Below are 12,322 nucleotides of genomic sequence, written 5' to 3' on the forward strand. Positions count from 1 at the left end.
AAGCCGGAGGAAAGCCATGGACATCCGTCAGATCAACGATGAATACGCCGTCGCGGGCCAGATCACCGTCGAGGAGCTGGACGAGATCAAGGCGATGGGGTTCAAGTCGATCGTCTGCAATCGGCCGGACGAGGAAGAGCCCGGTCAACCGAGCTTTGCGGAGATCGCCGCCAAGGCCGAAGAACTCGGCATCGAGATCAAGCATGTACCGGTCGGCCGCATGGGCGTCGACGCAGATGCCGTGAACGGCATGGTCGATGCGCTCGACGAGTTGCCGCGGCCCATGCTCGGTTATTGCCGCTCGGGCGCCCGTTCCACGACGATCTACGAAAAAAGCCAGCATCTGCGCGGCTGAGACCTTCGCCACCGGTCGGTTGTCACGGCCGGTATCTCCACGCTCGAACCTTTTTCAGGAGTATCCATGAGCATCAAGCGCATCGAAACCGGCGCCCGCATGAGCGGTGCCGTCGTCCACGGCAACACCGTCTACCTGGCCGGCCAGGTCGGTGAAGGCGAAACCGTGAAGGAACAGTGCGAATATGCGCTGCGTGAAGTCGATCGTCTTCTGGCTGTTGCCGGAAGCGACAAGTCGAAGATCCTGCAGACGCTGATCTACCTCTCCGACATGTCCTATTTCGCGGAAATGAACGCGGCTTGGGAAGCCTGGATCGATCCGGCGAACACGCCTGCTCGCGCGACCAGCGAAGCCAAGCTTGCTGCGCCGAAGTACAAAGTCGAGTTTACCGTAACAGCTGCACTCTAAGTGCTGGAAAGGCGGGGTCGGCGTGGCCGGTCCCGCACCCGCTTCCTGACTAGCTTGCCTCGCCGGGTGTAAGGCCGACGAAGTAGAAGGCAGTCAGAGCGAGCGCGATCAGGGAGATGACGATGACGAACATCGTCATTCCGCCGAGAGCTTTGCGTTTGGTATCGTTTGCCATGAGCCGTTAACGGCCGGACAGATGATCTGTTCCGGCCGTCGCACATGGCTCGTCCCGTTACATCTTTTCTCTGATCTGGGTGAGCGTCTTGGCCGGCGTGATGGCTTCTGCATCGAGTTTCACCTCGATGATTGCCGGCTTGCCGCTTGCGCGGGCACGCTCGAAGGCCGGACCGAAGTCGGCGGTCTTCTCCACCAGTTCGCCATGCCCGCCATAGGCCTTGGCGAAAGCGACGAAATCCGGATTAACGAGATCGGTCGCGCTGACACGGCCCGGATAATCCCGTTCCTGATGCATGCGGATCGTTCCGTAGGTGCCGTTGTTCACCAGAACGGTGATGAGGGGCAGGTTGTAGCGCACGGCGGTGATGAACTCCTGGCCGTGCATCATGAAGCAGCCGTCGCCTGCAAAGCAGATAACCTCGCGTTCGGGGAAAAGCTGCTTGGCCGCCACAGCCGCCGGCAACCCATATCCCATGGAGCCCGAGGTGGGTGCGGCTTGTGTGTTGTACTTCCGGAATCGGTGGAAGCGATGCACCCAGGTGGCGTAGTTGCCTGCGCCGTTGGTAAAGATCGCGTCATCCGGCGTGTTCTCTTCGATCCAGTCCATGATCGGTCCCATCTGAACCTGGCCCGGACCGGTCCGTGGTGGTGTCGACCATTTCAGATACGCATCGTGCATCGCCGACTTGCGCTCGGCCCAGAGCGGTGCCGCCGGCGGTTCGAGATGCTTGAGTGCGGCGCTGAATTCGGCCGGCGCCGCACAGATTGCGAGATCCGGGCGATAGATGCGTCCAAGTTCGCCGGCGTCCGGGTAGATATGGACCAGCTTCTGCTTGGGGTAGGGGATGTCGATCAGCGTGTAGCTGGAGGACGGCATTTCCGACATGCGGCTGCCGACGAGCACGAGCAGGTCGGCTTCCTTGATCTCCTTGGCGAGTGCCGGGTTGATGCCGATGCCCACATCGCCCGCGTAGGACGGGTGGAGATGGTCGAACAGCATCTGGCGGCGGAAGGAGCAGCCGACCGGAACCTTGAAGCGGCTGGCGAACGTCTGGAAATCGGCGACGGCCTCTTCGCTCCACCGCGTACCCCCGATGATGAACATCGGCCGCTGGGCCTGCTTCAGAAGCGCATCGAATGCCTGCATCTGGCTCGGGCCGGGATGGGCCTCCACGGGCATGTAATGCTGCGCTGCCGGTACTTCGACCTCTTCCACGAGCATGTCTTCCGGCAACGTGAGGACGACCGGGCCGGGGCGGCCGGAGGTGGCAATAGCAAAGGCGCGCGTGACGAATTCCGGGATGCGGCGTGCGTCGTCGATCTCGCCGACCCATTTGGCGAACTCGGTGAAGGCGCGTCGATATTCCACTTCCTGGAAGGCTTCGCGTTCACGCGCGTCGCGCTGGACCTGGCCGATGAAGAGGATCATCGGAATGGAATCCTGGCGGGCGATGTGAAGGCCTGCCGAAGCATTCGTGGCGCCGGGACCACGGGTCACCATGCAGATGCCCGGTTCACCGGTCAGCCGGCCCCAGCAATCCGCCATCATCGCCGCGCCGCCTTCCTGGCGGCAGACGAGGACGTCGATGCCTGTATCGTAGAGCGCGTCCAGCACGGCGAGGTAGCTTTCTCCAGGCACACAGGAAATGCGCTTCACGCCATTTGCCTGCAATGCCTCGACGATCAGTTGGCCCCCGGTCTTCATCGTTTGTCCCCCCTGTTTTCCATGTCTTGCAGTTCCGCCAGAACATCGGCGGTATGCTCTCCGAGCTTCGGGCTCGGGCGGTGATATTGAAGTGGCGTCTCGGACAGCACGATCGGGCTGCGGACGCTCGGGATCATCGTGCCATCGGCGGCCTCGAGCTCGATACGCAGCTCGCGCGCCTTGACCTGGGGATCCTCGAACATCTCTTCGATCGAGTTGATCGGCCCCGCCGGCACGGCGTTTTCGCCGCAGGCGCCGAGAAGGTCCGTCTTCGTCCATTTTTCTGTTTCGCCCAGCACGATCCGGCGGACATCGACGCGGTTGGCAACACGCGCCTTGTTGGTGGCGAAGCGCTCGTCGTCGGCTATCGCTTCCATGCCCAGGATGCGGCAGAAGCGACGGAACTGACCATCATTGCCGACCGCCAGAATGATGTGCCCATCCTTTACCGGCACGACTTCATAGGGGCTGATGTTCGGATGGGCGTTGCCGAGCCGCATCGGTGCGGTGCCGGAGATCAGGTAGTTCATGTTCTGGTTGGCGAGGACCGCCGACATGACGTCCAGCAAGGCCATGTCGACCATCTGGCCTTCGCCGGTCTTCATGGCGTGGATGAGCGCAGCCTGGATGGCGGTGACGGCATAGATCCCGGTGAATATGTCGGCGATCGCCACGCCAGCCTTCATCGGCTGTCCCTCGGTCTCGCCGGTGATCGACATGAAGCCCGACATGCCCTGGACGATGTAGTCGTAACCGGCGAGGTTGGCATAGGGGCCGTCCTGGCCGAAGCCCGTGATCGAGCAGTAGACAAGCTTCGGATTGATGGCCTTCAGGCTGTCGTAGTCCAGCCCGTATTTCTTCAGTCCGCCGAGCTTGAAGTTCTCGATCACCACGTCGGCCGTCGCGACGAGGCGGCGAACGATCTCCTGGCCATCCTCCGTTTTCAGGTCGACGGCGATGGAGCGCTTGCCCCGGTTCGTCGCGTGGTAATAGGCGGCGGAGAGGTTCTCCCCGTCTTTGCCTTCGACGAAGGGCGGTCCCCAGGCGCGGGTGTCGTCGCCGCCCTCGGGATTCTCGACCTTGATGACGTCGGCGCCCATGTCGGCCAGCATCTGGCCGGCCCATGGTCCGGCAAGCACCCGAGCCAGCTCGATGACGCGGATGCCGGAAAGGGGCGGTTTCTTGGATTGGATCTGGGTCATGGTGCTCTGGTTCAGGGTGCGACGCTGACGTCGGCGGAGGTGACGGGTTTGGATGCAACGCGGCGCTCGCGCCAGATGATGTAGAGGCCGGAACTGACGATGATGGAGATGCCGAGCCATTTCATCGCGTCGGGGAAATCGCTGAAAACGAGCCAGCCGAACAGCGTCGCGGAGACGATCTCGAAATACTGGATGGGCGCCAGCACGGAGGCGGGGGCAACGCGGTAGGCATAGACGGCCAGAATGCCTGAGAAGGCGGCAAAGAAACCGACGCCGACCAGCCAGCCGAAGACCATGGCGTCCGGCAGCGAAGGAGCGAGGAAGCCGATACCCGTCCAATCGCCGAGGAGGAGCAGCAGTGCGCAGATAGGCATGCCCCACAGGGCCATCTGGAACTGCATGGACCAGGGGTTTTCACGCGGTGCCAGCGCGCGCGTCATCATGGCGAAGATCGCGACGCAGAATGCCGTTACGACCGGCAGAAGCGCCACGTAACCGATTTCCTGGAAGCTGGGGCGGATGACGATCATCGCCCCCACGAAGCCGACGGCGCAGGCGGTGTATCGGCGCCAGCCGATGATTTCCTTGAGGAAAATGCTGGAGAGCACGGTCAGGATGATCGGTTCGACAAAGAAGATGGCGATGGCATCTGCCACCGGCATGACAGCCAGCGTGGCGACAAAGCAGATCATCGACAGGGTAATGATCGCGGCCCTGATGGCGTGATAGAAACTCATGCGCCAGGAGAAGTTCCGCCACAGCCCGTTCCAGAGAATGATGGGCAGCATGAACAGTGCCTGGAAGACGAAACGAGCCGCCGTGATCATCGTCGGCGACGTGGTGTGGGTCGCCAGCTTGGCGAAAATATCGATCAGGGGCGCGGCCAGCATTGCCAGCAACATCAACAGCAGGCCGTTCACAATGCCTGCCGCTGGCACAGAGGAGGCCGGTACAGACGGGGCAGGGGTAGAGGGTGAAAGAGCGGATGGGGTGGCCAGATTGCCGGCTGGTGAGGTCATGCTTGCCACTCTTGCGAAACGCCGCGCATCCGATGCCGCTGCAGTGTCCTATGTATACTCAAGTACCTGTTGGATGGCACATGATGAAATGTCATTACTTCATTCCGTTTAAGGTGTGGCCGTTTAAGGCGTGACCGCCTCAGGCGTGAGCACGGCTTTCGCCCATGTGGCGAATTCCGCCATTGCCTCGTGCCGGACCGTGTCGTTCAGCGTCTCATGACGCGTCCGGGGCCAGATCTTCGTGGTGACCTGCGACAGGCCCTGCTTTTTCAGATGATCCGAGAGCCAGAGAACCTCCCGCCCGCCATTGGTCGCCGGGTCGTCGGCCCCGCCGGTGAGATGGACAGGCATGGTCTTTGGCAGCCACTCGGCAAGCTTGGGTCCCCGGAACGTCATGTCGAACAGGTCGATCCATAGCGAGATACTCGCGTCGAAGCCGCAGAGCGGATCGGAGATATAGGCATCGACCTCGGCGGGGTCGTTGCTCAACCAGTCAGATTCCGTGCGTTTTTCCGGCATGGACCGGCCCCAGGTTCGGAAGGTGGCTCTGGGAAGAATGGCGCTTGGGACGTCGGCGCCCATCAGCGCCTTTTCGATGCGCAGGACGACCTGCCCAAATCGGCCGGCCACGCCCGGATTGAAGTTAGAATTCCACACGGCCAGCGCCTGGAACCTGTCCGGGTAATCGACCGCGGTGTTGAGGGCGATCAGGCCGCCCATGGAATGACCGAACAGGATGACCGGCAGTCCGGGATGAGCTGCGGCGGCGAGGTCTCGCATGGCGCAGACGTCATCGATTACCTTGCGAACACCGTCCCGCACGGCAAATCTCGCCATCGGCGCATCCGGCGCCGTCGTTTGGCCATGGCCACGGTGATCATGGGCGTAGACATGGAAGCCATGGCCGCTCATAACCTCGGCGAACTGCGCATACCTGGCCGAATGCTCGGCCAGGCCGTGGCAAATGATGAGAATGCCAACGGCATCGCCTTGCGCGGGCTGATAATGGAAGGCCAGATGGGCGCCAGACGGCGTATCGAACCAGCGTGTCTGTGCGAACTTGGGTATTCTGTGGCCCTCCCGCATTGCCCCTGTCATTCAATTCCCCTACATAGCGGCAAACCAAATTCCCCGGAGTACTTTTATCCATGGCACGTCAGTTCATCTACCACATGTCGGGACTGAACAAGTCCTACGGCGCCAAGAAGATCCTCGAAAACGTCAACCTGTCCTTCTACCCGGATGCCAAGATCGGTATTCTCGGCCCGAACGGCGCCGGCAAGTCGACCGTCCTGCGCATCATTGCCGGTCAGGACAAGGACTTCACCGGTGAAGCCTGGCTGGCCGAAGGCGCCACAGTCGGCTACCTGGAGCAGGAGCCGCACCTCGATCCGAACAAGAACGCGTTCGAGAACGTCATGGTCGGCGTCGCCGACAAGACGGCCATCATCGATCGCTACAACGAACTGATGATGAACTACTCCGACGAGACCGCCGACGAAGGCGCCAAGCTCCAGGACATCATCGACAGCAAGAACCTCTGGGATCTGGAACAGCAGGTCGAGATGGCGATGGAAGCGCTTCGCTGCCCGCCGAAGGACAGCGACGTCACGCTGCTCTCGGGTGGTGAGCGCCGTCGTATTGCGCTCTGCCGCCTGCTCCTGTCGCAGCCGGACCTGCTGCTGCTCGACGAACCGACCAACCATCTTGACGCGGAAACAATTGCCTGGCTCGAAAAGCACCTGCGCGACTATCCCGGCGCCGTGATGATGATCACCCACGATAGATACTTCCTCGACAACGTCACCGGCTGGATTCTCGAACTCGACCGTGGCCGTGGCATTCCCTACGAAGGCAACTATTCGGCATACCTGACGGCCAAGGCCAAGCGCATGCTGCAGGAATCCCGTGAGGATGCCGGCCGCCAGAAGGCGATTTCGCGTGAACAGGAATGGATTGCATCCAGCCCCAAGGCGCGTCAGGCCAAGTCGAAGGCCCGTATCAAGTCCTATCAGCAGCTGGTGGATGCCGCCGAGAACGTTCGGCCCGGCGACGCGCAGATCATCATTCCCGTGTCCGAGCGCCTCGGCCAGGTGGTCATCGAGATGGAAGGCATCACCAAGGGCTTTGAAGGTCGCACGTTGATCAACGATCTGTCGATCAAACTGCCGCCGGGCGGCATCGTCGGCATCATCGGCCCGAACGGCGCCGGCAAGACGACGCTGTTCAAGATGATCACCGGTCAGGAAAAGCCGGATAGCGGCTCTGTTCGTATCGGCGACACCGTGCATCTCGGTTATGTCGACCAGAGCCGTGATGCGCTCGCGGCCGACAAGACTGTCTGGGAGGAAATTTCCGGCGGTGCCGAAGTCATCAAGCTCGGCAAGTTCGACATGAACTCCCGTGCCTATTGCGGCGCCTTCAACTTCAAGGGCGGCGACCAGCAGCAGAAGGTCGGCAACCTGTCGGGTGGCCAGCGTAACCGCGTCCACCTTGCCAAGATGCTGAAGGCCGGCGGCAACGTTCTCCTGCTCGACGAACCGACCAACGACCTGGATACGGAAACGCTCGGCGCGCTGGAAACAGCACTCGAAAACTTTGCCGGCTGCGCCATCATCATCAGCCATGATCGCATGTTCCTCGACCGCCTGGCGACGCATATCCTCGCCTTCGAAGGCGATGGCCATGTCGAGTGGTTCGAGGGCAACTTCGAGGACTACGAGCAGGACAAGGTTCGTCGTCTCGGCCCCGATGCGCTCAACCCGGGCAGCCAGTCCTACAAGCGCCTGACGCGTTAAGCGCCAAGTCGCACTCGGCCTTTATTAGCACCACGCGCCCGAGAGGGTGCGTGGTGCTTTTTTATGCGTTTTGCTGTGTGAAAATTAAGCAAGAGAGTAAAATCCGGTCGGGTACACGGTATGTAGTTGATAATCATCAAGTATACTCTCGATTTTGTCTTTTCTTCTGTTCCTATTAGTTCGCCATGGATGCCGTTTCTTGCTTATATAGATCCGCGCATGAATGCGCGTTTGAGTGCTGGCATGAGGCCTGATTATGGAGCAGTTTCATGCGACTTGTAGATATTTCAATCAGCAAACGGTTATTCGCAGCGGTGGCTTTGCCGCTTCTGGCCGTGGGCTATCTCGCCTACACGCAAATATCGGAACGCGGGCGTACCTATCACGACATGACGCAGATCGTGACTGTCGGCGAGGGACTGACGGGCCTGAGCGGTATGGTGCACGCCTTGCAGGTGGAGCGTGGTCTGTCGGCGGGTTTTATCGGTTCCAAAGGCCAGAACGGCGCTGCCGGGCTTGCCCAGGCGCGTGCGGCCACCGACGCCGCGATCAGCGGCTTTCCGGCACTTGCAGAGAACATTCCCAGCATCGGCGACCGTGCGCTTGCCGGAACGATCGAGAACGAATTTATTCGCTTGAAGGAGACGCGTGCGTCCATCGACGGCCTTTCGTTGCCGGCAGCGGGATCCTTCACATTCTATACCGGTACAGTGTCTCAGCTGATTTCGCTGTCACGCGCGCTTCCCATGTCGGGAGCAAGCGCCGAAATCTCCACAAGCATGACGGCGTACATGCAGCTTCTGCAAGCAAAGGAGCTAGCAGGTCAGGAGCGGGCGATGGGTAACGGCTTCATCACCTCCGGCAAGGTCGACGAGACCCGCTTTCAGAATTTCGCAGCCATTGCGGGCGGGCAGGGCGCGCTGATCGATGCATTCCTGTCCATGCAGGATAGCCAGTCGGCGCGGGCCTTCCAGGCACGTCTTGATGCGGCCGCCGGCGATATCGCCAAGATGCGCGGGCAATTGCTGGTCAATGGAGCGGGAGCCGAAGTCGTCGGCATGGATAGCGCGGCGTGGTTCTCGACAGCGACGCAACGTATCGAGGCCATGAAGCTCATCGAGAATGGCAGTCTTGGCAAGATTGCCGCGCTGGCATCCGCCGATGCGGCAAGCGCCTTGCGCGGCCTGATTGTCATCGCGGTCCTCTGCATCGGCGGAATTGCCCTGATGGTCATGCTTTCGATACTGATGGCCATGACTGTCGTCAAACCGCTGGGCCGGCTCGTGGCGTACATGGCCAGACTGGCTGGAGGTGAAATCGATTCTGCCAATGCCGTTTCCGGGCGCAAGGACGAGATCGGCGCCATGGAGCAGGCGATCGAAGTCTTCCGTCAGGCAGCCATTCGCAATCGCGAGCTCGAGGCGGCAGAGGCTGCGGATCGGGAACGTGCCGAGGCCGAGCGTAAGGATATGCAGCGGCGTGCCGAAGAAGAGGCGCAGGCGCGCTTGACGCAGGCCACCGGCGCTCTTGCCAATGGTCTTCGCCGTCTCGCCACTGGAGACATGCTGTGCGAAATCCAGCAGGCATTTGCACCACAGTTCGAGCCGTTGCGGCATGACTTCAACACTTCGGTCAGCCAGTTGCGAGAGGCGCTTGCCAGTGTCGGGCAGTCGGTATCTGCCGTAACCGGCGGGTCCAAGGAAATTTCGCAGGCCTCCGATAATCTGGCCCGACGCACGGAACAGCAGGCGGCCTCGTTGGAGGAAACCGCTGCGGCGCTTGAGGAAATCACGTCGAACGTCGCTTCGACCTCGACGCGCGCCGGGGAAGCCCGCGAGGTGGTGCGTAACGCTCGCAGTCGGGCAGACCAGTCCGGCGAAGTGGTGCGCAATGCAGTTTCTGCGATGAATCGCATCGAGCAGTCGTCGCAGCAGATCGAGCAGATCATCGGCGTCATCGATCAGATCGCCTTCCAGACCAACCTCCTGGCGCTCAATGCGGGTGTCGAGGCGGCACGGGCAGGCGACGCCGGCAGGGGGTTTGCCGTCGTTGCGCAAGAGGTTCGGGAACTGGCGCAGCGCTCGGCCACCGCGGCGAAGGAGATCAAGGGTCTGATCGCCAATTCGACCGTTGCCGTGAGCGAGGGCGTTCGGCTGGTCAGCGATACGGGAGAAGGCCTTGATGTGATCGGGCAACTGGTCCAGACGATCAATGTTCATATGGACGCGATCGCGACTGCGGCGCAGGAGCAGTCGGCTGGCCTGACGCAGGTGAACACCGCGGTGAACCACATGGACCAGGCGACGCAGCAGAATGCGGCCATGGTGGAGGAAATGAATGCGGCCGGCGCGGGGCTTGCCCAGGAAAGCGTGATGCTCAGCGATCTCCTGGCCAGCTTCCAGCTCGGTGATGCAGTCAAGCAACTGCGCGGTACCGCCGAACGGATGCGGATGCCTGCAGAGAGTGGTAAAACCGCTGTGCCGCAGAGGCGGGCCGCCGCGGGATCGAGGTCGCTCCGAACTGCATCTGCGGGCAACGCTGCACTGGCAAGAGCGCCCGGCGAAAATTGGGAAGAGTTCTGAGCCAAGTCGAGTTCATGTGCGAGGGCGGCTTCGGCCGCCCTTTCGCATTCTGGGCAGCCAGCAACATTAAAGCTTGCCTCTTCGGAACCGTAGATATAAAGATATCTTTATATGTTGATTGCGGGGATACGCAAGTATGGGGCTTTCGCTCGACACAATCGTCGACGTTCTGAAGACTGCCGGCGAGCCGACGCGGTTCCGCCTGCTAGCGCTTCTGGCGGCGGCCGATCTGACCGTGACCGACCTGACCGAGATTCTCGGGCAGTCGCAACCGCGCATCTCCCGTCATCTCAAGCTTCTAGGCGAAGAGGAGCTGATCGAGCGTTATCAGGAAGGTGCCTGGGCTTACTTCCGGCTGAAGCAGGATGGCCCCGCAGCAGCACTGGTGCGGACCGTGCTTTCCGCCGCCGCCATTGACGATCCGGTCATCGTGCGTGATGGCGAGCGTCTGACGACCGTGAAGAGAGCAAGGGCGGAGCGAGCGCAGGCCTACTTCAGCCGCAACGCGTCGGAATGGGATGAACTGCGTCGCCTGCAGATCAGCGATGCCGCCGTCGAGCGAACGCTTCTGCAACTCGTCGGCAAGGACCCGGTCGATGCCCTCCTTGATCTGGGTACCGGCACGGGCTGGATCCTGCAGCTTCTGTCGAAGGTCTATCGGCGCGCTGTGGGCATCGATGCGAGCCGGGACATGCTGTCGGTGGCGCGCGCCAATCTGGACAAGGCAGGCATCGTCAAGGCGTCCGTGCGGCAGGGGGATATCTTCAATCTGCCGCTTGAGGGCCAGGACTTCGACCTGATTACGATCCATCAGGTTCTCCACTTTCTCGATCAGCCCGAGCTGGCCATTGCGGAGGCGGCGCGTGTCCTGCGTCCCGGTGGTAGGTTGCTGATCGTCGATCTCGCCCCGCACAATCTCGAATACCTGCGTGACGACCATGCGCATGTCCGTCTCGGATTCTCCCATCCGGCAATGGCGGATTGGCTGGAAAAGGTCGGCCTCGACGTGCAGGAGGTGATCGATCTCAATACGGACAAACAGGGTGCTCCGTCACTGACGGCGACCTTGTGGATTGCCCGCGACCGACGTCTGCTGATTGCGGATGGTGCGGCCGCAGAAGAACTTACGACAGCCTGACAGGAGGAGAACCGCCCATGACCCCGACCAACACTCCGCGGAAGTCCTTCGGAATTTCCTTCGAATTCTTTCCCCCGCGTTCTCCCGATATGGAGGGGCAACTGTGGGATGCCGTCATCGAGCTCGGCGCGTGGGATCCGGATTTCGTCTCGGTTACCTACGGTGCCGGCGGCTCCACCAAGGCCCCGACGCTTGCGACGGTTCGTCGCCTGCTCCAGGAGACATCGCTCGATACGGCAGCACATCTGACGTGCGTGGACGCACCTCGCGACGATGTCCATGGGGTGGTCGAGGAGTATCGCGCCTCCGGCGTGAAGCGCATCGTTGCGCTCCGCGGCGATCCCTCCAGCGGCATCGGCACGGCCTACGTCCCGCATCCTGAAGGATATGCCGATACGGCGGAACTTGTGGCAGGGCTCAAGGAGCTCGGCGACTTCGATATTTCCGTCTCCGCTTATCCGGAAAAACATCCGGAAAGTGCCGATCTTGCGGCAGACATCGAAATGCTGAAGCGCAAGGCGGACGCAGGAGCCGCACGGGCACTGAGCCAATTCTTCTTCGATAACGACGTCTATGAACGCTACATGGAGAAGGTGAGCGCGGCGGGCGTGACCATCCCGGTCATCCCGGGAATCATGCCGATCCAGAACCTGACCCAGCTCAAGCGTTTCGCGGGCCGTTGCGGCTCGACTGTTCCAGCGTTCCTCGACAAGCGATTCGAGGGGTATGAGGACAAGCCGGAAGAGCGGGCAAAGGTTGCGGCGGATGTTGCCGCCGAGCAGATGGAGGATCTCCTCCGCCGCGGCGTCAAGGATTTCCACATCTATACGATGAACAGGGCAGGCCTCGTCAGCGGTGTGCTGGAGCGACTCGGACGTACCCGTGAGGGCCAGTCGCAGGCAGGCGCTGCCGCATAAGAAAACGCAGCTCCTAGGAGC

General features: G+C 61.4%; 11 protein-coding genes. 6 read left to right on the top strand and 5 right to left on the bottom strand.

All coding sequences use genetic code 11. The features are described from left to right. Positions 1–16 precede the first annotated feature (16 nt). Positions 17–355, top strand: a complete 339-nt coding sequence (locus LH464_RS21150; RefSeq protein ID WP_226788399.1) for a TIGR01244 family sulfur transferase — start codon at positions 17–19, stop codon at positions 353–355. A gap of 66 nt (positions 356–421) precedes the next feature. Beyond that, the gene (locus tag LH464_RS21155; protein ID WP_226788400.1) at positions 422–763 is read left to right on the top strand and encodes a RidA family protein; all 342 of its coding nucleotides are present in this window, start codon (positions 422–424) and stop codon (positions 761–763) included. Positions 764–812: 49 nt separating this feature from the next. On the opposite strand, the gene LH464_RS24655 is transcribed toward LH464_RS21155, so the two are convergent. The 5 genes from LH464_RS24655 to LH464_RS21175 form a co-directional block, all read right to left on the bottom strand. Further along, positions 813–938, bottom strand: coding sequence for a hypothetical protein (locus LH464_RS24655; RefSeq protein WP_255648559.1), 126 nt, complete (start codon positions 936–938; stop codon positions 813–815). Positions 939–995: 57 nt separating this feature from the next. Next, a complete protein-coding gene (locus LH464_RS21160; protein ID WP_226788401.1) occupies positions 996–2,645 on the bottom strand; it encodes a thiamine pyrophosphate-binding protein in 1,650 nt (549 codons plus the stop codon). After that, positions 2,642–3,847 (bottom strand): CaiB/BaiF CoA transferase family protein, encoded by a 1,206-nt coding sequence (locus tag LH464_RS21165; RefSeq protein ID WP_226788402.1) that lies wholly within the window; start codon positions 3,845–3,847, stop codon positions 2,642–2,644. The genes LH464_RS21160 and LH464_RS21165 overlap by 4 nt, the downstream gene beginning before the upstream one ends. An 11-nt stretch (positions 3,848–3,858) precedes the next feature. After that, entirely contained in the window at positions 3,859–4,749 is an 891-nt protein-coding gene (locus tag LH464_RS21170) for a DMT family transporter (protein WP_226788409.1), read from the bottom strand. Positions 4,750–4,989: 240 nt separating this feature from the next. After that, entirely contained in the window at positions 4,990–5,964 is a 975-nt protein-coding gene (locus tag LH464_RS21175; RefSeq protein WP_226788403.1) for an alpha/beta fold hydrolase, read from the bottom strand. Between the two features lie 50 nt (positions 5,965–6,014). Here LH464_RS21175 and ettA point away from each other — a divergent pair, with 50 nt between their 5' ends. The 4 genes from ettA (at position 6,015) to metF (ending at position 12,301) form a co-directional block, all read left to right on the top strand. Beyond that, complete coding sequence (gene ettA / locus LH464_RS21180; protein ID WP_226788404.1) at positions 6,015–7,664, top strand: energy-dependent translational throttle protein EttA; 1,650 nt, start codon at positions 6,015–6,017, stop codon at positions 7,662–7,664. 269 nt (positions 7,665–7,933) lie between these two features. Then, positions 7,934–10,246 (top strand): methyl-accepting chemotaxis protein, encoded by a 2,313-nt coding sequence (locus LH464_RS21185; RefSeq protein ID WP_226788405.1) that lies wholly within the window; start codon positions 7,934–7,936, stop codon positions 10,244–10,246. Between the two features lie 136 nt (positions 10,247–10,382). Next, positions 10,383–11,384 (top strand): ArsR/SmtB family transcription factor, encoded by a 1,002-nt coding sequence (locus LH464_RS21190; RefSeq protein WP_226788406.1) that lies wholly within the window; start codon positions 10,383–10,385, stop codon positions 11,382–11,384. A gap of 17 nt (positions 11,385–11,401) precedes the next feature. After that, entirely contained in the window at positions 11,402–12,301 is a 900-nt protein-coding gene (metF, locus tag LH464_RS21195; RefSeq protein WP_226788407.1) for a methylenetetrahydrofolate reductase [NAD(P)H], read from the top strand. The last annotated feature ends 21 nt before the right edge of the window (positions 12,302–12,322 follow it).

The sequence above is a fragment of the Pseudorhizobium xiangyangii genome (assembly GCF_020531965.1).
In the GTDB taxonomy this organism is placed as follows: domain Bacteria; phylum Pseudomonadota; class Alphaproteobacteria; order Rhizobiales; family Rhizobiaceae; genus Neorhizobium; species Neorhizobium xiangyangii.